The organism is uncultured Castellaniella sp. (genome assembly GCF_937988725.1).
Taxonomy (GTDB): Bacteria; Pseudomonadota; Gammaproteobacteria; order Burkholderiales; family Burkholderiaceae_B; genus Castellaniella.
The window spans coordinates 1,190,983-1,212,183 of record NZ_CALKHS010000010.1; the positions used below are offsets into that span (position 1 = coordinate 1,190,983).

At 66.9% G+C, this 21,201-nt stretch carries 20 protein-coding genes and 1 tRNA gene; 11 read left to right on the forward strand and 10 right to left on the reverse strand.

Translation table 11 applies throughout. The features are described 5' to 3' along the window. The first annotated feature begins 10 nt into the window (after nt 1-10). Genes Q0263_RS16020 through Q0263_RS16045 form a run of 6 tightly spaced genes read left to right on the forward strand, consistent with a single transcriptional unit; the run spans nt 11 to nt 5,980 of the window. Complete coding sequence (locus Q0263_RS16020) at nt 11-955, forward strand: branched-chain amino acid ABC transporter permease (protein ID WP_298018355.1); 945 nt, start codon at nt 11-13, stop codon at nt 953-955. Beyond that, a complete protein-coding gene (locus Q0263_RS16025) occupies nt 952-1,896 on the forward strand; it encodes a branched-chain amino acid ABC transporter permease (protein WP_298018358.1) in 945 nt (314 codons plus the stop codon). Before Q0263_RS16020 ends, Q0263_RS16025 begins: the two co-directional genes overlap by 4 nt. Next, nucleotides 1,893-2,714 carry an ABC transporter ATP-binding protein gene (locus Q0263_RS16030; protein WP_298018360.1) on the forward strand — a complete coding sequence of 274 codons (822 nt, stop codon included), beginning with the start codon at nt 1,893-1,895 and terminating at the stop codon, nt 2,712-2,714. The genes Q0263_RS16025 and Q0263_RS16030 overlap by 4 nt, the downstream gene beginning before the upstream one ends. Beyond that, nucleotides 2,707-3,366: an ATP-binding cassette domain-containing protein gene (locus Q0263_RS16035; RefSeq protein WP_298018362.1), complete on the forward strand. Its 660-nt coding sequence runs from the start codon at nt 2,707-2,709 to the stop codon at nt 3,364-3,366. The genes Q0263_RS16030 and Q0263_RS16035 overlap by 8 nt, the downstream gene beginning before the upstream one ends. A gap of 12 nt (nt 3,367-3,378) precedes the next feature. After that, the gene (locus Q0263_RS16040) at nt 3,379-4,509 is read left to right on the forward strand and encodes an alcohol dehydrogenase catalytic domain-containing protein (RefSeq protein ID WP_298018365.1); all 1,131 of its coding nucleotides are present in this window, start codon (nt 3,379-3,381) and stop codon (nt 4,507-4,509) included. Between the two features lie 13 nt (nt 4,510-4,522). Beyond that, nucleotides 4,523-5,980, forward strand: coding sequence for an NAD-dependent succinate-semialdehyde dehydrogenase (locus Q0263_RS16045; protein ID WP_298018368.1), 1,458 nt, complete (start codon nt 4,523-4,525; stop codon nt 5,978-5,980). 105 nt (nt 5,981-6,085) lie between these two features. On the opposite strand, the gene Q0263_RS16050 is transcribed toward Q0263_RS16045, so the two are convergent. The 6 genes from Q0263_RS16050 to cysS all read right to left on the reverse strand — a co-directional run bounded on the left by Q0263_RS16050 (nt 6,086) and on the right by cysS (nt 11,831). Further along, nucleotides 6,086-6,178 (reverse strand) — tRNA-Ser (locus Q0263_RS16050). 100 nt (nt 6,179-6,278) lie between these two features. Further along, nucleotides 6,279-7,547, reverse strand: a complete 1,269-nt coding sequence (locus tag Q0263_RS16055) for an aspartate kinase (protein ID WP_298019183.1) — start codon at nt 7,545-7,547, stop codon at nt 6,279-6,281. A gap of 59 nt (nt 7,548-7,606) precedes the next feature. Further along, nucleotides 7,607-8,668, reverse strand: a complete 1,062-nt coding sequence (gene tilS / locus Q0263_RS16060; protein WP_298018371.1) for a tRNA lysidine(34) synthetase TilS — start codon at nt 8,666-8,668, stop codon at nt 7,607-7,609. Between the two features lie 74 nt (nt 8,669-8,742). Next, a complete protein-coding gene (locus Q0263_RS16065; RefSeq protein ID WP_298018374.1) occupies nt 8,743-9,705 on the reverse strand; it encodes an acetyl-CoA carboxylase carboxyltransferase subunit alpha in 963 nt (320 codons plus the stop codon). A 27-nt stretch (nt 9,706-9,732) separates the two neighbouring features. Continuing rightward, nucleotides 9,733-10,380, reverse strand: coding sequence for a DNA-3-methyladenine glycosylase 2 family protein (locus Q0263_RS16070; protein WP_298018376.1), 648 nt, complete (start codon nt 10,378-10,380; stop codon nt 9,733-9,735). 8 nt (nt 10,381-10,388) lie between these two features. Then, nucleotides 10,389-11,831: a cysteine--tRNA ligase gene (gene cysS, locus Q0263_RS16075; protein ID WP_298018379.1), complete on the reverse strand. Its 1,443-nt coding sequence runs from the start codon at nt 11,829-11,831 to the stop codon at nt 10,389-10,391. A gap of 130 nt (nt 11,832-11,961) precedes the next feature. Between cysS and Q0263_RS16080 the strand changes: the two genes are divergently transcribed. The 3 genes from Q0263_RS16080 to Q0263_RS16090 all read left to right on the forward strand — a co-directional run bounded on the left by Q0263_RS16080 (nt 11,962) and on the right by Q0263_RS16090 (nt 14,159). After that, on the forward strand, nt 11,962-12,711 hold the full coding sequence (locus Q0263_RS16080; RefSeq protein WP_298018383.1) for a tetratricopeptide repeat protein: 750 nt from the start codon (nt 11,962-11,964) through the stop codon (nt 12,709-12,711). A gap of 157 nt (nt 12,712-12,868) precedes the next feature. Beyond that, complete coding sequence (locus tag Q0263_RS16085) at nt 12,869-13,378, forward strand: peptidylprolyl isomerase (RefSeq protein ID WP_366140725.1); 510 nt, start codon at nt 12,869-12,871, stop codon at nt 13,376-13,378. Then, complete coding sequence (locus Q0263_RS16090; protein WP_298018395.1) at nt 13,371-14,159, forward strand: UDP-2,3-diacylglucosamine diphosphatase; 789 nt, start codon at nt 13,371-13,373, stop codon at nt 14,157-14,159. Before Q0263_RS16085 ends, Q0263_RS16090 begins: the two co-directional genes overlap by 8 nt. A 124-nt stretch (nt 14,160-14,283) precedes the next feature. Here the strand turns inward: Q0263_RS16090 and Q0263_RS16095 are convergent, their stop codons facing one another. Both Q0263_RS16095 and Q0263_RS16100 read right to left on the reverse strand, forming a co-directional pair. After that, a complete protein-coding gene (locus Q0263_RS16095; protein WP_298019186.1) occupies nt 14,284-15,864 on the reverse strand; it encodes a TerC family protein in 1,581 nt (526 codons plus the stop codon). A 12-nt stretch (nt 15,865-15,876) separates the two neighbouring features. Then, the gene (locus Q0263_RS16100; RefSeq protein WP_298018398.1) at nt 15,877-16,656 is read right to left on the reverse strand and encodes an inositol monophosphatase family protein; all 780 of its coding nucleotides are present in this window, start codon (nt 16,654-16,656) and stop codon (nt 15,877-15,879) included. A gap of 40 nt (nt 16,657-16,696) precedes the next feature. Between Q0263_RS16100 and Q0263_RS16105 the strand changes: the two genes are divergently transcribed. Together Q0263_RS16105 and cysE are read left to right on the forward strand one after the other, a co-directional pair. After that, nucleotides 16,697-17,521: an RNA methyltransferase gene (locus Q0263_RS16105; protein ID WP_298018400.1), complete on the forward strand. Its 825-nt coding sequence runs from the start codon at nt 16,697-16,699 to the stop codon at nt 17,519-17,521. Between the two features lie 6 nt (nt 17,522-17,527). Then, a complete protein-coding gene (cysE, locus tag Q0263_RS16110; RefSeq protein ID WP_298018403.1) occupies nt 17,528-18,454 on the forward strand; it encodes a serine O-acetyltransferase in 927 nt (308 codons plus the stop codon). Between the two features lie 88 nt (nt 18,455-18,542). On the opposite strand, the gene Q0263_RS16115 is transcribed toward cysE, so the two are convergent. Both Q0263_RS16115 and Q0263_RS16120 read right to left on the reverse strand, forming a co-directional pair. Continuing rightward, on the reverse strand, nt 18,543-19,397 hold the full coding sequence (locus Q0263_RS16115; protein WP_298018407.1) for a mechanosensitive ion channel family protein: 855 nt from the start codon (nt 19,395-19,397) through the stop codon (nt 18,543-18,545). 39 nt (nt 19,398-19,436) lie between these two features. Then, a complete protein-coding gene (locus tag Q0263_RS16120; protein ID WP_298018409.1) occupies nt 19,437-21,164 on the reverse strand; it encodes an ATP-binding protein in 1,728 nt (575 codons plus the stop codon). Nucleotides 21,165-21,201: the final 37 nt, after the last annotated feature.

The window sequence follows — 21,201 nt, forward strand, 5'->3', positions numbered from 1 at the left end:
CTGTGAACCGGTGGCGGCGCCCGGCGACGGGACCGCCGCCCTCCTTCGGGGTTTTGTTATGAATCAGATTCCGGCCGTACTGGCAGACGGGGTCATCTATGCCTCATGGCTCTTCCTGATCGCGGCGGGCCTGACGCTGATCTATGGCGTCATGAAAATCCTCAACATGGCGCACGGCAGCCTCTACGCGCTGGGGGCGTACGCCGCCGCTTCACTCGGCGGCGCCTGGATTGCGCACGGCCATTCGCCTTATGGCAGCTACGCCATCCTGATCGTGGCGGCAGCCATCGCCGGGCTTGCCGCCGGCGTCGTCATCGAGCGCGGCCTGCTGCGCTTCATGTACGGCCGCGATGAAGTGACCCTGCTGCTGGCCACCTACGCCTTGCTGCTCATTCTGGAAGACCTCATCAAGCTGGTCTGGGGCGTGGACCCCTACTTCTTCGCGGAACCCTACGGGCTGCTCGGGACGCTGGAATTCGGCAACCTGATCTATCCGACCTACGATCTTCTGCTCCTGGCCATCGCGCTGCTCATCGGCGGCGCGATGAGCTGGATACTCAGAAGCACCCGGTCAGGCAAGCTGCTGCGCGTCGTGATCCATGATCGCGAGGTCAGCGTCGCCATGGGCATCAACGTGGGCCGCTTTTATCTGACGACCTTCACGGCCGGGGCCATCCTGGCCACGATCGGCGGAGCCGTCACCGCTCCCATGATTTCCGTCGTGCCCGGAATGGGCGTGGAAGTGATCGTGCTCGCCTTCGCGGTCGTCGTCATCGGCGGCCTTGGCAGCTTGCCGGGCGCCGCCCTGGGAGCCCTGATCGTGGGGATTACCCGCGCGGCAGCGGTCCATTATCTTCCCGAGGCCGAGCTTTTCAGCGTGTATCTCGTGATGGCCATTGTCCTGATCTTCCGGCCCAAAGGCCTCTTTTCCGGCGCCGAGGTGCGAAAGATATGAACCATTCCCACAAAACCTACGGCCTGTTCGCGAGCCTGGCAATCATCGTCGTCCTGTTCGGCGCGGCCTTCGGCAGCTGGCAATTCCTGCTCACTCTGGCGCTGGCCAAAGGCCTGGTGGTCCTGGGGCTGCTGCTGCTCCTGCGCACCGGCCTCGTGTCCTTCGGCCAGGCGCTGTACTACTGCCTGGGCGCCTACACCGCCGGAGTTCTCAGCGAATTCCTGGGAGCGGACGACATCCTGTTGCAGATCATCCTGGGCGTGGCGGTCGCGGCCGCCGTCGCGGCCGTGCTGGGTCTGCTCATGGCGCGATATCGGAACATCTTTTTTGCCATGCTCAGCCTGGCCTTCTCGATGGTCCTCTACGGGTTGCTGGTCAAGACGACGCTGCTGGGCAGCACGGACGGGGTCAACGTCAAGTCCGCGAAACTGTTCGGCCAGGCGCTGGCCGACAGCCACGGACAGCTCGGCCTGCTCATCCTGGCCTGCGTCCTGGTCTTCCTCGTGATCTGCGCGATGCACCGCTATTTCCACACGCCATTCGGGCGCCTGTCCACCGCCATACGCGACAACGAGATCCGCACCGAGTACATGGGCGCGGACGTGTACTGGACCATCTACGTCAAGTACCTGATCGCCGCCGCGCTGGCCGGCGCGGGCGGCGCCATCGCGGCGATCGTCGTGGGGCACGTCGACCCCGAAATGTCCTACTGGTCCACCTCGGGAGAATTCCTGTTCGTGGCGATCCTGGCGGGCACAGGCAGCGTGGCCGCGCCCTTCCTCGGGGCGATCCTGTTCGAGACCGTGCGCAGCCTGGCCACGCAGTACACGCCGGAAGTCTGGCAGCTTATGCTGGGCATCGTGATGCTGGGGATCATCGTCTTCCTGCCGGGGGGACTGTGGTCGCTATTCCAACGCCAACCAGGGAAGGCCCTCAAATGACTGCCATCATCGAAGCGGTCGGCCTGCGCAAGCAATTCGGCGCCGTGACGGCGGCCGACGACATCACGATCAGCATCGCGCGCCATACCGTCGTCGGCCTGATCGGCACCAATGGCGCCGGCAAGACCACATTCATCAACATGATCACCGGCTATCTCAAGCCGGACTCCGGCCATGTGCTGTACGACGGCCGCGACATCACGTCCCTGAGCCCGCGCCAGGTCACACGGACCGGGATCTGCCGCTCGTTTCAGATCCCGCAGCTGTTCGACAGCCTGAGCGTCCGCGAGAACCTCGGCATCGGCCTGGGGATCGTCCTGCGCAACAGCCGCCGCTCGCCGATAGGGCCGCTGCCCCGGCACGTCCCGGGATTCCAGGGCGGAATCCGGGAAGCCGCCGATCAGGTCCTCGATCAGTTCGGCCTCACGCCCCATCGCGACAAAGCGGCCAGCACGCTGCCGGAGGGACTGCGCAAGCTGCTGGACATCGCCATGGCCATGGTCGCCCAGCCCAAGGTCCTGTTCCTCGACGAACCGACCAGCGGCGTCAGCGCGGAGGAAAAGTTCCAGATCATGGACCGTGTGATGGACGCCGTCCGCGCGCAGAACGTCACGGTGCTGTTCGTGGAGCACGACATGGACATCATCGAGCGGTACTCGGAGCGCGTCCTGGCGTTCTACGCGGGCCGCGTCCTGGCCGACGGCGCCGCCGCCGACGTGCTGACCGATCCGGAAGTCCTGATGCGGGTCATCGGCACCCCGCCGGCGACCCCGCCCGAGGCCGAACCAGATCGGATGATGAGAGAGACCCATGCTTGAAATCCGCAATCTCGATGTGTCCATCGGACCCGTCAGCATCCTGCGCCAGGTGGCGCTGAATCTCGACCCGCAAGAAATGGCGGGCCTGATCGGGCGCAACGGCGCGGGCAAGACCACGCTGATGCGCAGCATCATGGGGCTGTTGCCGACGCGCGGCGGCCAGATCACCTTCGACGGCGCAGAACTGACGGCGGCGCCCCCCTGGTCGCGCGCCCGCATGGGAATCGGCTACATGCCGGAGGACCGGCGGCTGGTGCCGGAACTGACCGTGCAGGAAAACATCTGCATCCCCTCCTGGGCCATGAAACGCGCGGATACGCAGTCGCGCTGGCACGAGGTATGCCGCATGATCCCGGAAGTCGAGGCATTCGCCGCGCGCAAGGCGCAACAGCTCTCGGGCGGCCAGCAGAAACTGGTGGCGATCGGCCGGGCCTTGATGTGCGGCTCAAAGCTCTTGTTGCTGGACGAGCCCTTCGAGGGCGTGGCCCCCGCGCTCGCCCGCCGCATCGCCGAAGTCATCGCCGGCCTCAAGAGCAGCGGGCTGTCCATCATCGTCGCGGAATCGGATCTGCGGCATTCGTCAGAATTGCTCGATAAGGTGTTTCATATCGAACGCGGCGCTGTCTCGAACAGCGGCCAACGAGTCAAATGAAGGAGCACTACCTTGAAAACACGCATCGCTCTCCTGCGGGAGATGGGCCTTCCGGCGCCGTACCAGCAAAGCCGGCCCATACACATTGAGGAAGCCGAGCTCGATCCGCCCGGTTTCGGCGAGGTCCTGATCAAGGTCAAGGTCGCGGGCCTCTGCCATTCGGACCTCTCGGTCATCAACGGCAGCCGCCCCCGCGTCATGCCGATGGCGCTTGGCCACGAATCGTCCGGCGAGGTCGTCGAAGTCGGCCCTGGCGTGGACCTGCTCAGGCCGGGCGACCATGTCGTCACGGTCTTCGTCCCCAGCTGCGGCCATTGCAATCCCTGCATGTCGGGCCGGCCCGCGCTCTGCGAACCCGGCGCCGCCGCCAACACCAAGGGCGTGCTGCTGGGCGGCGAACGCCGCCTGCATCTGGGCCGGGAAGGCATCAACCACCATCTCGGCGTGTCGTGTTTTTCCGATTACGCGGTCGTCTCGCAACGGTCGTGCGTCAAGGTCGAAGCCGGCATCTCGCACCAGGAGGCCGCGCTGTTCGGATGCGCGGTGCTGACCGGCGCGGGCGCCGTCATCAACCGCTCCGGCATCCGGGCCGGCGACACGATCGCCATCGTGGGCCTGGGCGGCGTGGGCCTGAGCGGACTCATGGCGGCGGTCGCATCGGGCGCGCGCCGCATCGTCGGCGTGGAACTGGATCCGGGCAAGCGGGAACTCGCGCGCGCCCTGGGCGCCACGCACGTCATCGACCCCCGCGACATCCAATCCGACAAAGACCTGCTGGATGCCGCCGGCGGCCCCGTCGACATCGGATATGACGCGGCCGGCGCGGTGCCGGCATTCGAAGCGGCCTACAAGCTCACCCGTCGCGGCGGGGTGACGATGACCACGGGCCTGCCGCACCCCAAGCACATGTTCAGCCTGCCCATTTCCGAACTGGTGGGGCAGGAGCGCGACATCCGCGGCAGCTACCTGGGATCAGGGGTCCCGTCGATTGCCATCAACCAGTACATGACCCTGTATCAGGAAGGAAAGCTGCCCGTGAACAGGCTGCTGGGGAAAACCTTCACCCTCGAAGCAGTCAACGAGGGTTTCGATCACCTCGCGTCAGGTTCGGGCCTGCGCGACAGCATCACACTGGACGCTTAGCAGAGGCATCGCCATGATCCACTCACCTTTACTGCCTCATCTGGCCGGGTATATCAATGACCGGTGGATTTCAGCCGACGCCGGCAAGCGGCAGGATGTCGTCAACCCCGCCACCGGAGAAAAACTGGCGGATGTGCCCGTCATGGGGGCGGCGGAAACCCGGCGCGCCATCGCATCGGCCAAGCGCGCGCTGGCGACTCCGGCCGATGCCGCCACCCGGCGGCGCTGGCTCACCGCCATTCGCGACGCCCTGCTGGAGCAACAGCAGGAAATCGGCCGCATCCTGTGCCTGGAGCACGGAAAGCCCTGGAAGGAAGCGCAGGGCGAAGTGCAATACGCGGCCAGTTTCTTCGACTACTACGCTCCGCTGGCCGAGACCGCCACGGCGCCCGAGACACTTCCCGGCAAGGTCAAGGACTGCATCTGGACGCTCTACAAGCGGCCGGTCGGGGTCGTCGGCCTGATCACGCCATGGAACTTCCCGATCGCCATGATCGCCAAGAAGATCGCGCCGGCGCTCGCCGCAGGCTGCCCATCCCTCATCAAACCCGCGCCCGACACGCCGCTCACGATGATCGCCTTGTTCCAGATCATGGCGGACCGGCTCGACCTGCCCAAAGGCATGGTCAACCTGGTCATGGGCGACGCGGCGCAAATCGGCGGCGAACTGATGCATTCGCCGGACGTGGCCATGGTGTCCTTCACGGGATCGACCGCCGTGGGACGCCTGCTGATGCAGCAGGCGTCCCCGCGCGTCAAACGCCTGGGCCTGGAACTGGGCGGCAATGCGCCCTTCATCGTGCTGGACGACGCGGACCTGGACGCCGCCGCCGACGGCCTGATGATCAACAAATTCCGCGGCGCCGGGCAAACCTGCGTGTGCGCCAACCGCGTCTACGTACAGCGGGGGGTCTACGACGCCTTCGCTCAAAAGCTCGTCGAACGCGTTTCGAAGCTCAAGGTGGGCGATGGCATGAAGGACGGCACGGACATCGGTCCGCTCATCAATGCCAATGGCTACGCCAAGGTCAAGGGACACCTGGCCGACGCGCTGGACAAAGGCGCCACGCTGCTGACCGGCAAACAGCCCGACGCGCTGAATGCCGGGGACGGCCTGTTCTTCACGCCCGCCGTGATCGGCAACGTGGATGACACGATGCAATGCTGCCAGGAAGAAACATTCGGGCCGCTGATCCCGCTGATCTCGTTCACGGACGACGATGAAGTCATCCGCCGGGCGAACGACACGGAGTTCGGGCTGGCGGCATACGTCTTTGGCAAGGACCGGGCGCGGTCGCACCGCATCATCGCCCAGCTGCACTTCGGCCACTGCGCCTACAACACCGGCACCGGACCCGCCGCGATCGCCCCCTTCGGAGGCATGCTGAGTTCCGGCCTGGGCCGCGAAGGCGGCCGCGAAGGACTCATGGAATACATCGAGGTCCAGACAGTCCCCGACGGCAGCCACTGACGAGGCCCGGCCGGGGCCGCCCGCAATGAGCGCGGCGGCAACAAAAAGCCCGCGATGTCCAGGGACATGCGGGCTTTGCGTTTTGGCGCAGCGGAACATCAGTGCTGGCGGAGACGGAGGGATTCGAACCCTCGATGCGGGTATAAGCCGCATGCTCCCTTAGCAGGGGAGTACCTTCAACCACTCGGCCACGTCTCCAGCAAGACCGGCATTCTAACATAGGAATCCAGACCGGCCAGCAAACCAGGCTTGAATCCCCGCCGCCGGCCACAGGCTTCGGCGGCGGATCGCGGAAGACTCAGGCCTCGGCCTTGGCCGGCTCCTGGTCCAGTTCGAAGGCCTTGTGCAGGGCGCGCACGGCCAGTTCCATGTATTTGTCGTTGATCAGCACGGACGTCTTGATTTCCGAGGTGCTGATCATCTGGATGTTGATGCCTTCTTCGGCCAGGGTGCGGAACATCAGGCTGGCCACGCCGACGTGGCTGCGCATGCCGATGCCCACGATGGAGACCTTGGCGACCTTGTCGTCGGACACCACGTCGCCCGCGCCCACGGCCGGGCCGATCTGGTTCTTCAGCAGTTCCAGGGTGCGCGTGAAGTCGTTGCGGTTGACCGTGAAGGAGAAGTCGGTCATGCCCTGCTGCGAGATGTTCTGCAGGATCATGTCGACGTCGATGTTGGCGGCGGCCACCGGCCCCAGGATGGAATAGGCGACGCCCGGGGTGTCGGGAACGTTGCGCAGGGTGACTTTGGCTTCGTCGCGGCTGAAGGCGATGCCGGAGACAACGGCGGATTCCATTTTGTGATCTTCCTCGAAAGTGATGAGCGTGCCCGAATGCATTTCCTCGTCGACCGGGATCATGGGATCGGTCAGCGACGACAGCACTCGCAGGGGCACCTGGTATTTGCCGGCGAATTCCACGGAACGGATCTGCAGGACCTTGGACCCCAGCGAGGCCATTTCCAGCATTTCCTCGAAGGAAATGACGTTCATGCGGCGAGCTTCGGGCACCACGCGCGGATCGGTCGTGTAGACCCCGTCGACGTCCGTGAAGATCAGGCATTCGTCGGCCTGCATGGCGGCGGCGACGGCCACGGCGGACGTGTCCGACCCCCCCCGGCCCAGGGTCGTGATGTGGCCCTCGTCGTCGATGCCCTGGAAACCCGTGATGATGACCACCCGGCCCGATTCCAGGTCCGTGCGCACACGGGTGTCGTCGATCGATTTGATGCGGGCCTTGGTGTAGGCGCTGTCGGTGCGCACCGGCACCTGCCAGCCCGCGTAGCTGCGGGCCGCCACGCCCTGGCGCATCAGGGCGATGGCCAGCAGGGCGCTGCTGGCCTGTTCGCCCGTGGCGGCCAGCATGTCCAGCTCGCGCAGATCGGGCTGCGGGGAGATTTCCTTCGCCAGGCCCAGCAGGCGGTTGGTTTCGCCCGACATGGCCGAGGGCACCACAACCACCTGATGACCGGCGGCATGCCATTTGGCCACGCGCCGGGCGACGTTCTGAATGCGTTCGACGGAACCCATGGAGGTGCCGCCGTATTTCTGGACAATGAGCATGATGGATGGACAGTGAAACGCTGCAAGCGGCCAACGCCCCCGCAGGCAAGAAAACAAGCTGATTATTCTAACTGGCTTTTGAGGATGTTTCCGTCCGATACCCCGGATATCAGTCGAACTCGCCCTTTTTGGACCACGATCCAGTGTTTTTCGTGGCGCAGGCGCACCTGGCGGTCGTGGCCCAGGGCATGGACTTCCCGCAATTGCTTGAGCCAGGCGCTCAGACGCGCCTCGGTCGGCATGCGCAATCCGCGTTCCAGCAGCCAGTGCCGCAGCACCGGCGCCTGGCGCGCGGCCGGCAAGGCGCGCCAGGCCGCCAGGGAAAAACTGGCGTCGTCATCCCGCGGGTCCAGCCGCAGCCAGTCTTCCCGGGCGGCATCCCGCGCCCACTGCGCCAGTTCGCCCGCCTGACGGGCGTGCCGCGCCAGGGTCCGGCGCCAGGCCGGCCAGTGCGCGTCCAGCACCGGCGCCAGGTTCAGGCGCATGGCCGCCCGCTTGTACCGCGCATCGTGATTGCTGGGATCCCGCACGGGCCGCCAGGCGCTGAGATCCGCGAACCGGTCGGCGGCCCGCAGGATCAGGTCGCGGGGCTGGTCGAGCCAGGGCCGGTGGTACGTCACCTCGCCTTGCTGCATGACGGCCGCCATGGCCGCCAGGCCCAGGGGCCCGGATCCGCGCAGCAGCCGCAGCAGGACGGTTTCCGCCTGGTCGTCCTGGTGATGGGCCAGCAGGACATGGTCCACGCCCGCCCGATCCGCCAGACTCGCCAGGGCGGCATAGCGCGCCGCGCGGGCGGCGGCTTCCATGCCCAGGCCCTGGGCGTCGACCCGGACCCGGAGGCTGTGGCAGGACGCGCCCAGCAGGCCGGCAAGATCATGCGCCTGCGCCAGCCAGCGGTCGGCTTCGGCCTGCAGGCCATGGTGGATGTGGAAGCAATGCAGGGACCGGCCGGCATCGGCCGCCGCCACGGCGGCGTGCAGGGCCAGCATCGCCGAATCGGCGCCGGCGCTGAGCGCCACCCCGACGGCGGCCCCGGCCGGCGCATCGGCCAGCGTCTTCCGCACGGCGGCCAGCAGGCGCTCGTCGCAAGCGGCCTGCCACTGCTGGGCGGGATGGGTGTTCATGGCGTTCCCCGGGAATCACGGCGCCGCGCTGCGGCTCCGCGCGGCCAGGGCCCGATGCGGGCCCCGCGGGCCGATCAGCGGGCTTCCTGGAATCGCCCGTAGGCGGCGATGCGTTCCAGCCGGCGGCTGAGCAGCTGTTCCGTGTCCAGGCTGGACAATTCGCGCAGCGCATCGGCCAGCGCCCGGTGCAGCTGGCGGGCCATGGTGTCCGGATCGCGGTGGGCGCCGCCCACGGGTTCGTTGACGACGCGGTCGATCAGGCCCAGATCCTTCAGGCGCGGCGCCGTGATCGCCAGCGCTTCGGCCGCCGTGGCGGCCTTGTCGGCGCTGCGCCACAGGATGGACGCGCAGCCTTCGGGCGAGATCACCGAATAGGTGGCGTACTGCAGCATCATGACGGTGTCGCCCACGGCGATGGCCAGGGCGCCGCCCGAACCGCCTTCGCCGATGATGGTGACGATGACGGGGACTTTCAGCCCCGCCATGGCGAACAGATTGTGGCCGATGGCTTCCGACTGGCCGCGCTCTTCCGCCCCGACGCCCGGATAGGCGCCCGGCGTGTCGACGAAGGTGAAGATCGGCAGGCGGAATTTTTCGGCCAGGCGCATCAGGCGCAGCGCCTTGCGGTAGCCCTCGGGCAGCGGCATGCCGAAGTTGCGCATGGCGCGTTCCTTGGTGTCGCGGCCCTTCTGGTGGCCGATCACCATGCAGGGCGTGCCGTTGAAGCGCGCCAGTCCGCCGACGATGGACTGGTCATCGGCGTACATGCGATCGCCGTGCAGTTCATGGAAATCGGTGAACAGCGCCTGCACGTAATCCATGGTGTAGGGCCGCTGCGGATGCCGGGCGACCAGTGCCGTCTGCCACGGGGTCAGCTTGGCGTAGATGCTCTTGGCCAGCGACTGGCTTTTCTGTTGCAGACGCCCGACTTCTTCCGAGATGTCCACCGCAGAATCCGTCTGCACGTAGCGCAGCTCTTCGATCTTCTGCTCGAGTTCCGCCAGAGGCTGTTCGAATTCAAGAAAGGTATTTCGCATGAGAACAGGATTTCCTGAATGGAAAAATCAATATTCGACGGCAGCGGCATCCATGCTGCGCCACAAGTACCAGCTGGCGACCGTGCGCCACGGCGCCCAGGCCTGCGCGACTTCACGGGCCTCGAAGCGCGACACGGGTTCGCCGCTGAAATAATGATGGGAAATGGCCTTGAGCAGGGCCGTGTCGTCCAGCGGCAGCACGTCGGGGCGCCGCAGGAAGAAGATCAGGAACATTTCCGCCGACCAGCGCCCCACCCCGCGGATGTCGCACAGCCGGGCCATGATGGCCGCATCGTCCTGCGCCTGCCACCAGTCGGGGTCCCGATGGTCGTCCTGCTGGAAGAAGCGGGCGGCATCGAGCACGTACTGCGCCTTGCGCAGCGACAGGCCCATGGCCCGCAGATCGGATTCGGAATGGCGCAGGATGCAATCGGGCTGCAGGTCCTGGCCGCAGGCCTGCACCAGCTGCCGCCACAATTTGCGCCCCAGCGCCAGGGAAATCTGCTGGCCGACGATGATGCGGATCAGGGTCTGGTAGGGGCCGTGCTGCGCCTGCACGCATTCCTGTCCGTACACCGGAATCAGTTTGCGCAGGATGCGGTCGCGCTGCATCAGGTCCTGGCAGGCTTGCGTCCAGTACACGGGACGCTGCACGGCGGGTTCTGAATAGCCCATGTCCATGTCTACACCCGCCGCCATTGCGTGGCGCCGCCGGCCACGTCGGCCAGCTCCACGCCCTGGTCGCGCAATTCGGCGCGGATCCGGTCGGCCCGCGCGAAATCGCGGGCGGCCTTGGCGGCCGCGCGTTCGGCGATCAGGCCGTCGATGGCCTGCGCCGACAGCGACGCCGCGCCGGCGCCCCCGGACAGGAATCGGGTCGGAGACTGCAGATAGACCTGCGGATCGGTCTGCAGCAGGCCCAGCACGCCGCCCAGCGCCCGCAGCAGGCCGCTGGCCTGGGCGTCGGTATCGCGATTGGCCTGGTTGGCCAGGTCGAACAGCACGGCCACCGCGCCCGCCGTATTGAAATCGTCGTCCATGGCGTCCCGGAAAGCCCGGGCCTGGGGCGATTCCCAATCGATCTGCGCTGCGGCGGGCGGCACGTTGTTCAGCGCCTGGTACAGCCGGTCCAGCGCATGCTGGGCGTCCTGCAGATTGTCGGGCGTGTAGTTCTGCACGCTGCGATAGTGGCTGCGGATCAGGAAGAAGCGCAGCATTTCGGATTCGCGCGGATTGGCCGCGTAGTCGGCGGCGTCATCGGCCGCCGCATCGGACACCGTATCGCGGATGCGGCGGAAATTGCCCAGGGACTTGGACATCTTTTCGGCATCCACCATCATCGGGCCGCAATGCATCCAGGTGGTGGCCAGCGTGCCGCCGAAGGCGCCTTCGCTCTGGGCGATCTCATTTTCGTGGTGGGGGAATTTCAGGTCCGGCCCGCCGCCGTGGATGTCCAGGGGCATGCCCAGCAGGCTGCGGCTCATGGCGGAGCATTCGATGTGCCAGCCCGGGCGCCCCGGCCCGTAGGGCGAATCCCAGCGGGTGTCGGCGGGTTCCTCGGGCTTGGCCGATTTCCACAGCACGAAGTCCAGCGGATCCTGCTTGCCGGCGGACACGGCCACGCGTTCGCCCGCCCGCAGATCGTCCAGCGATTTGCCCGACAGCTTGCCGTAGCCGGGGAATTTGCGCACGGAAAAATTGACGTCTCCGTCGGCGCCCTGGTAGGCCAGGCCTTTGGACTGCAGCACACCGATGATGTCCAGCATGCCGGCCACGTGTTCGGTGGCGCGGGGTTCGTCGTCGGGCGCCTGCACGCCCAGGGCGCGCTCGTCGGCCCGCATGGCGGCGATGAAGAATTCGGTCAGGGTGCGGATCGGCACCCCGCGTTCCACGGCGCGGCGGATGATCTTGTCGTCGATGTCGGTGATGTTGCGCACGTAGCGCACCCGATAGCCCGAGGCCCGCAGCCAGCGCTGCACCACGTCGAAACTGACCAGCATGCGGGCATGGCCCAGGTGGCAGAAATCGTAGACCGTCATGCCGCAGACGTACATCCGCACCACCCCGGATTCCGCTGTCCGCAACGGGGTTTTCTGGCGCGAAAGGGTGTTATAAATGTGCAGCATGTCGGATGGATAAGGTCAAGCATCCCCCACGCGCCAGACCTGCCGGCGGCGTGATGGGATGTAAAATGAACTGCCAAGTATACCGTCCCCCGGCCCCATCTTTGAAACCCCTCATTAGGCGCTACGTGTCGTGACCCGTGTTTTTCTGACTATCCTGACTGCCTGCGTCGGCCTGATCGCGGGGCCCGCGCAGGCGGCATCCCATGATACTAACGCGTCCACGACGACGATCCAAGGCCTGACGTTCGACCCGGCCACCGGCCAATTCACGCAGGAAGAAAAGCCCGACGGCGGCTGGCAGGCCTTTGCCGACCTGCTGGGAAAAATCACGCCTTCAGTCAATACGGGAATTCCCCTGACGCCGTCCCAGGTCACGGATCACATCGCCGCGCTGATCAGCGACGGGCGCGCCCAGGACGCCATGGACATGATCCAGAAGCAGGAAGCCGCCCGCGCCAAGACCGACCCGGTCGGCACGGACGTCCAGCTGGAATACCAGAAGGCCCGCGCCCTGGCCGCCCTGGGCCGGCACGACCAGGCCGTGGCCCTGTGGCAGTCCATGACCGAGAACTACCCGGAACTGCCGGAACCCTGGAATGCGCTGGCCGTCGAATACGCCAGCCAGGGCAAGCTGCTGATGGCCCGCGACGCCCTGAACATGGCCCTGACCTCCGACCCCGCCTTCGCGCCCGCCCTGGAAAACCTGGGGCACGTGCAGATGGCGCTGGCCCAGGAATCCTTCGCCAAGGCGCGCAGCGCGCAAGGCCGCCCGGCCGCCGCCCGGCCTTCCGCCGCGCCGCCGGCCCCGGCTCCGGCCAGCGACGACGCATCCCCCGCATCCCCGGCCACGGACGCCTCGCAGGCTCCGGACGCCCACTGATTCCTTCATTTCCGCGTATCCTGTCATGTCCCATCCCTTTTCATTCCTGCGCATCCTGACCGGGATGCGCGCACTCAGCCTGGGCTGCGCCCTGGTCCTGGCCCCCGGCCTGGCCGGCGCTCAAACCAGCCCCCTTCAATCCACCCAAGGCAAATCCATGAGCACACACCCGCACGTCAAACTGCACACCAACAAGGGCGACATGCTGATCGAGCTGGATGCTGACAAAGCACCCAAGACGGTCGAGAACTTTCTCTCCTACGTCCAGGAAGGCTTCTACAACGGCACGGTCTTTCACCGCGTGATCAACAACTTCATGATCCAGGGCGGCGGCTTCGAACCCGGCATGAAGCAGAAACAGACGCACGCGCCGATCGAGAACGAAGCCAATAACGGCCTGAAGAACGACCGCTACACGCTGGCCATGGCCCGCACGGCCGACCCGCACTCGGCCACCGCGCAGTTCTTCATCAACGTGGCGGACAACGACTTCCTGAACTTCACGGCGCCCACGTCCAATGGCTGGGGCTACGCCGTCTTCGGCCGCGTCGTCGAAGGCACCGAAGTCGTCGACGAAATCAAGAAGGTCAAGACCGGCAACAAGGGCTTCCACCAAGACGTCCCCGTCGAGGACGTGATCATCGAAAGCGCCACGCTGGTTGAATAAGGCCGCGCTGCCGGGCGATCTGTGGATCGCCTCGGACATCCACCTGGGCGCGGCCGTCCCCCGGACGTCGCGCGCCTTCTACGATTTTCTGGCGCTGGCCCGCGCCCGGGCGCAGGCCCTGATCCTGTGCGGCGACATCTTCGACGCCTGGATCGGCGACGATCACGCGCTGAGCGAGCCGCCCGCCTGGCTGAACGCCGCCCTGGACGAACTGCGCCGCACCGCGCAGGCCATCCCGCTCTGGCTGATCCGCGGCAATCGGGATTTCCTGATGGGCGAAACCCTGGCCCGGGCGCTGGGCGCCCGCCTGATCGAGGCCCCCGTGCGGCTGGACACCGACGCCGGCCCCATCCTGCTGGCCCACGGCGACGAATACTGCACCGACGACGCGGCCTACCAGCGCTTCCGGCGCGTGGTGCACACGCCCTGGATACAGTCCGTCTTCCTGGCCCTGCCCCTGGTCTCGCGCCGCGCCATCGCGAACTGGGCGCGCAACCGCAGCCGCCAGGCGCGGCATGGAAAATCCATGCGGATCATGGATGTGAACGCCGATGCGATTCTGCAGGCGCTGCGGTCCTCGGGCTGCGACGTGATGATCCATGGCCACACCCACCGGCCCGCGGTGCACGAGCTGAACCTGGACGGCCGCCCCGCGCGGCGATACGTGCTGCCCGACTGGGAATTCGACCACGCGGGAGAGCCCCGGGGCGGCTGGATCTCGATTTCAGCGGCGCAGGGCGTGCAGCTGCACCCGTGGCCGGCCGCAGCTGCCGGGAACTAGCGTGTACTGCTCGGCCAATACTCGTACTTGAATTTGGCATCCAGGCTGCCCCACCTCGCGGCCTGCAGGCCACTCGGATTCGTCAGGCACAGCGCCGTCCGCAGGGACGGCCCTGTGTCCGGACTCATCCCAGCATCTCCACGTCCGGATCGGCGTCCAGCGGAGCCAGGCGTTCGATCTGCACGGCGGCGATGCGGCGGCCCTGCAAGGCGGCGACCGTGAAGCGGAAGGCATCGTAGTCGTGCACCAGTTCGCACTGGTCGCCCACTTCGGGCAGGCGCCCGAAGCGGCTCAGCAGATAGCCGGCGATCGTGGAATATTCCTCGTCGTCGTCCACCAGCCCGTCGGTGTGCAGGATCTGTTCCAGGTGATGCAGGTCGGCCGCGCCGTCGACGCGCCAGCGGCCGCCCCCCTGGTCGATGATGTCCGGGGCCTCGTCCTCGTCCGGAAATTCGCCGGCGATGGCCTCGAAGATGTCGATCGGCGTGACCACCCCCACGATGGAGCCGAACTCGTCGGCCACCAGCACCAGCAGGCCGTGCGAGCGCTTGAGCGTTTCCATCAGCGACAGGATCTGGATGCTCTCATGGACGATGATGGGTTCGCGCAGGCGGGTCTCGCGGATGCCGCCGTGTTCCAGCAGATCGAGCAGCAGTTCCTTGGCCCGCCCCACGCCCACGACCTCGTCCAGGGTGCCCCGGCAGACCGGGAAGAAGCTGTGCGGTTCCCGGATCAGCTGCTCGCGCAGTTCCTCCACCGGAGATTCCAGATTGATCCACGACACGTCCGTGCGCGGCGTCATGACCGAGTGCACGTTGCGGTCGCTGAGCGTGAGCACGCCGCTGACCATATTGCGTTCCTCGTCGCCGAAGGCCTGCACCGGCTGGGCGTGTTCCGCGTCGGATTCCGGTTCCGGACCGGCCAGGGGCTTGCGCCCCAGCATCAGCAGCACGGTTTCGGCCGTGCGCTCGCGCAGCGGCCGGCGCATTTCCGCCCGGCGCACATTGCGCTTGGCCCATTGGTTCAAGGCCTCGATCAGCACCGAGAAGATGATGGCCGCGTACAGGTAGCCCTTGGGCACGGCGAACTTGAAGCCGTCGGCCACCAGCGAGAAGCCGATGGTCAGCAGGAACCCCAGGCACAGGATGACGACGGTCTGGTGCGCGTTGACGAAGGCGGTCAGCGGCTTGGACGCCACCAGCATGATGGCCATGGCGATGATCACGGCCGCCATCATGATCGCCAGGTGATCCACCATGCCCACCGCGGTGATGACGGAATCGATGGAAAAAACCGCGTCCAGAATCACGATCTGGGTGACGATGACCGCGAACCCCGCATGGATGCGCGAGCCCGTCGCATGCTGGGTGCGGCCTTCTATGCGGTCATGCAGTTCGAAGGTGCCCTTGAACAGCAGGAAGAACCCGCCCACGATCAGGATCAGGTCGCGCCCCGAGAACCCCATGGACCCCACGTGGAACAGCGGGGCGGTCAGCTTGACCAGATGGGACATCAGGGTCAGCAGCAGCAGCCGCATGATCAGGGCCAGGCTCAGGCCCAGCACCCGCGCGCGGTCGCGTTCCTTGGGGGGAAGCTTGTCGACCAGGATGGCGATGAAGACCAGATTGTCGATCCCCAGGACGATTTCCAGGACGATCAGGGTGAACAAGCCCACCCAGGCTGCCGGATCCAGCAACCATTCCATCATGTTTCCTTATCAGGCCTGCAGATGCGCCACCATCTGGGCGAAGATTTTGGGGGCGGCGGCCAGCACGTTGCCCGACGCCAGCCAGCCCTGTTCGCCCTGGAAATCGGCCACCAGGCCGCCGGCTTCCAGCACCAGCAGGCTGCCGGCCGCCATGTCCCAGGGCTTCAGGCCCACGCCGCAGAAGCCGTCCAGCCGGCCGCTGGCCACCCAGGCCAGGTCCAGCACGGTCGAGCCCGTGCGCCGGGCGGCGGCGCAATCGGCCAGCAGCGGCACGAAGGGCGAATGCGCCGGCAGCGCCGTGGACTGCGGAATGTGCGAGGCCAGCAGGGCGTCGTGATAACGCGTGCACGACGACACCCGCACCCGGCGATCGTTCAGGAAGGCGCCGCTGCCCCGGCTGGCGGTGAACATTTCATTGCGCGAGGGATCGTAGATCACGGCATGCGCGGCCTGTCCGCGCTGCATCAGGGCGATCGACACGGCGTAGTGCTGGAAACCATGGATGAAGTTCGTGGTGCCGTCCAGCGGATCGATGATCCACTGGAATTCGGGCTCGGCGCCGCCCGATCCCGCATGCGCGCCGGATTCTTCGCCCAGGAAACCGTGTTCGGGATAGGCTGTGCGTAAAATGTCGATAATGGATTCCTCGGCAGCCCGATCGACCTCGGTCACGTAGTCCTTGGGGCCTTTGCGCGCCACGTTCAGGCGTTCAAGGTCCAGACTGGCGCGGTTGATGATGGCGCCTGCGCGGCGCGCCGCCTTGATGGCGGTGTTAAGCATCGGATGCATAGGTTTCCAAAGATCACGGGTAACAAGCTTCCTATTTTAAATGACTCTGCCAGTTTCCTCCGATTTGCCCGCCGACGGGCCCGATCCCTTCGCCCGGGTGCGCTTCGTCATGGTCAGTCCCAGCCATCCCGGCAACGTGGGCTCGGCCGCGCGCGCGATCAAGACCATGGGGTTCCACGACCTGCATCTGGTCGCGCCGGGCGACCCCGACGTGCTGCGCCACCCCGACGCCCATGCGCTGGCCAGCGGTGCGACCGACATCCTGGAACGGGCCGTCCTGCACGCCAGCCTGGCCGACGCCCTGGGCCCCACGACCCTGGCCTTCGCCCTGACGGCGCGCGCCCGCGCCCTGGGCGCGCCGCCCTGCGACATCCGCGAGGCCGCCGCGCAATCGGCCGCCGCGCTGGCCCGCCCCGAATCCCGGATCGCCATCGTGCTGGGCACGGAACGATCCGGCCTGTCCAACGACGACATCCTGCTGTGCCAGCAGATCTGCCACATCCCGGCCAATCCGGAATACAGTTCCCTGAACGTGTCCCAGGCGCTGCAGCTGGCCGCCTGGGAAATGCGCTACGCCCTGCTGCCCCTGACGCACGAAGCCCGCCTGCCCGACACCCACGGCCGCCACGACCCCGGCACGGATCCGGCCAGCAGCGACCGCGTCCAGGCCATGCTGGACCATTTCGAACAGGCCCTGGTCGCCGTCGAATTCCTGGACCCCCGGCACCCCAAGAAACTGGTGCCGCGGATGCGCCAGATGTGGACGCGCAACCGCCTGAGCGCCGATGAAGTGGACATGATGCGCGGCCTGTGCACCGCCATGATCCGCACCGCCCGACTCGCCCACCCCCAGGACACCGTCTGAGCCACCATGTTTGAACAGCTACGCGAAGAAATCGCCTGCATCCACGAGCGCGACCCGGCCGCCCGCAGCCGCATCGAGATCCTGACCTGCTATCCCGGCCTGCACGCCATCCTGATCCACCGCATGGCCCACGGCCTGTGGCGGCGCGGCTGGTACTGGGCGGGGCGCTTCGTCTCGCACCTGGGCCGGCTGCTGACCGGCATCGAGATCCACCCGGGCGCCATCATCGGACGGCGCGTCTTCATCGACCACGGCTTCGGCGTGGTGATCGGCGAAACGGCCGAAATCGGCGACGACTGCACGATCTACCAGGGCGTCACCCTGGGCGGCACCCGCCTGTATAAAGGCGAAAAGCGCCACCCCACTCTGGAAGAAGGCGTGGTGGTCGGCGCGGGCGCCCAGATCCTGGGCGGATTCACCGTGGGCGCCCATGCCCGCATCGGCTCCAATGCCGTGGTGATCAAGCCGGTGCCGGCGGGCGCGACGGCGGTGGGCAACCCGGCCCGCATCATCCTGCCGCAGGACCACGCCGGGGACGAACCGGCCCCTGCGGACGCCACGGGCAATGGCGCGCCGACGCCGGACGCCGCGCCGACGCAAGGCGGCGCCGCACCGGCGTCAGACGCACCGGCCGGGCGGGATCTGCCCTGCCAGTCGGAATGGGCCGCCAAGCCCCTGCAGGACCTGCTGCAGCGAGGCCGCCAGAGCGAAGACGGCCAGGCCGCCGAGCGGCCGGAGGATTTCGCGCCCTACGGCGTGGGCCGCTCGGACGACGACCCTCTGGTGAAGGTGCTGCACGAACTGATCAACCACACGGCGCAGCAGGACCAGCGCATCCACCGCCTGTGCCAGGCCATGGAAGACCTGGGCCAGCGCATCGAAAACGGCCAGCGCCCGCTGGACGCGGAGCGCCTGAACCGGATGGTGGATTGAAAAAACCCGCCTGCGCGGTCCGCCTCCTCCGGGTTCGGGGGGATGGACCGCGCGGGCGGGTTTTTTCGCGTGCTGTTTCCGGCGACCGTCAGTCGCCGTTGGCGGCCGCGCGAGGCGCGGGCGCCGCCTGGTCGATGGTCCGGACCTCGCGCAGGGGAATCGGACTGCGCAGCCCGGCATCGCGCAGCGCCTGCGGCGCCTGGCGCTGCAGGTCGAAGCGGACGTCCCAGTACTTGTCCGACAGCGTCCACAACCGGATGTTCAGCATGATGGTGCTCTCGCGGTATTCCATCACCATGACCTCGGGCGCGGGATCCTTCAGCACGTCGGCGTGCCGGTCCACCAGGTCCCGCAAGACGGCCAGCGCGGCTTCCAGGTCGTCGTCATGGCGCACCCCCACCATCATGTCCAGGCGCCGGGTCGGGTTGCGGCTGTAATTGACGATGGGGTTGCCCCAGACCAGGGAGTTGGGCAGCAGCAGGTGGATGCCGTCGATCTGCACCAGCCGCGTCATGAACAGGCCGATTTCATCCACCGTGCCCATGCCCTTGCCTTCCACCGAGACGAACTCGCCCGCCCGCACGGGGCGCAGCAACAGCAGCATGATGCCGGCGGCGAAATTCTGCAAAGTGCCCTGCAAGGCCAGGCCGATGGCCAGGGCGGAAGCGCCCAGCATCGCCACCAGGCTGGCCGTCTGCACGCCCAGGCGGGCCAGCACGGCCAGCAGCACGACCGTGCGCACGGACCAGACGGTCACGCTGCGCAGGATGGGGATGATGGTGGGGTCGATGCGCGGGGAATGATCCGCCAGGCGGCGCACCAGCCGCCCCAGCCCGTTGGAGACCATCCAGCCGATCACCAGAATGAGCAGCGTGACGAGCAGATGCACGGCGGCATCCTGAAGATCTGGCATGGACGCCCAGAAGGTTTGGAATTGTTCCATGGAGAAGACCACTGTTCTATTGAGGGATACGGCGTGATTCTACCGTGCCGGCCGATCGGCGCCCTCATCCCGGGGGGCCCGCAGCGGCACGTGCAGGACGAAGCGGCTGCCCTGCCCCGGCTCGCTGTCGACTTCGATCCGCCCGCCGAGCAGCCCCGTCACCAGCGTGTGGGTGATGTGCAGTCCCAGGCCCGATCCGCCCTGCCCCAGGCGGGTGGAAAAGAAGGGATCGAAGATCCGCTTGCGGTCGCCCGGCGGAATGCCGCAGCCGTCGTCGGCAACGGTCAGGCGCACGGCGTCCGATCCCTCCGGCAGGGCGGCGGACAGGCGGATCAGGCCGGTCTCGCGCCCGTCGAAAGCATGGATCAGGGCGTTGTTGATCAGGTTCATCAGCACCTGCCCCAGCGGCCCGGGAAAGCTGTCGAGCGCCAGGCCCGGGGGCACGTCATCCAGCAGCCGGATATTCGTCTTGCGAACCGCCGGGCGCATGGTCATGACGACTTCCTGGACCAGCACCCTCAGATCGAACGGACGGCGCTGATAGCTGGCCTGGTCGGCGGACAGCTGCTTGAAGCCGCCGATGAGCTCGGCCGCGCGGGCCAGGTTGCGTTCGATGATCTGGCTGCCTTCTTCGACGTCGTCCAGGTAGCTGGCCAGGGCGCTGCGGGTCAGGCCGGATTCGGTCTGCGCCCTGAACCGGCGGTGCGCCTGGGCCAGGGTCGAGGCCACCGTGACGGCGTTGCCGATCGGAGTGTTGAGTTCGTGCGCCACGCCCGCGACCAGGGCCCCCAGCGACGCCAGCTTTTCGTTCTGCAGCAGCTCGTCCTGGGTGTGGCGCAGCCGGTCCAGCGTCGATTGCAGCTCTACGGTGCGTTCCCGCACGCGGCGCTCCAGGCTGGTGTTGAGATCCCGGATTTCCTGTTCCCGCAGCTTGCGCTCGGTGATGTCCAGTTCGATGCCGTCGAACACCAGATGGCCGTTGTCCAGGCGCCGGGGCGACGAGGCGATCAGAAACCAGCGCTGGCTGCCATCGGGCAGCGTCGAGCAGATCTCGAATCTGAAATCGGCCATGTCCGCGAGGCATTGGCGCTGCCGCGCCAGCAGGCGTTCCTTGGTGTCCAGGGAAATCTGCCCGTAGATCAGTTCCGGCGACCGCAAAGCATCCGCCACGGACACCCCGTGCAGGTGCCAGACCCCTTCGCTGAGATAGGTGAACTTCCGCGTATCGCCCGTGGGGCCGCAATCCACCTGGTACACCATGCTGTCGGGCAGATTGTTGCTGATCGCGGCCAGCCGTTCCTGGCTCTCGCGCAGGCGTTCCTGGGTCTGCCGCAGCGACGTCACGTCGATGTGCGTGCCCACGGTGCGGCTGGTCCGCCTTCCCTGGTCGTCCCTCAGGGTGCTGCCGCGCGACCAGACCCAGACCCAGCCGCCGTCGGCATGGGCCATGCGGAACTCTCCTTCGTACATCTCGGCCGTATCCGAGGCCAGGTAATCCGCGAAGCCGCGGCGGGCCCGTTCCCGATCGTCCGGATGCAGGAAAGCGATCCAGGCGGCCTCCAGGTTTTCCTGAGCCTGGTCGGCGAACGCCGCCGGATCCAGCCCCAGCATGCTGAAGTATTCCGGGCTGCACCACAGGTGCCGCCGATCCGCGTCCCATTCCCAGACGCCGGTATTGGACACCCGCGCCAGGGCTGCGGCCAATCGTTCGCTTTCCCGGCCGGAATCGCCGTGCGGGCCGACGGCAGTGATATCTGTCGCTTTCATGACTCCGTCCCGTTGAAGTGATCGCGGCGATGCGGGC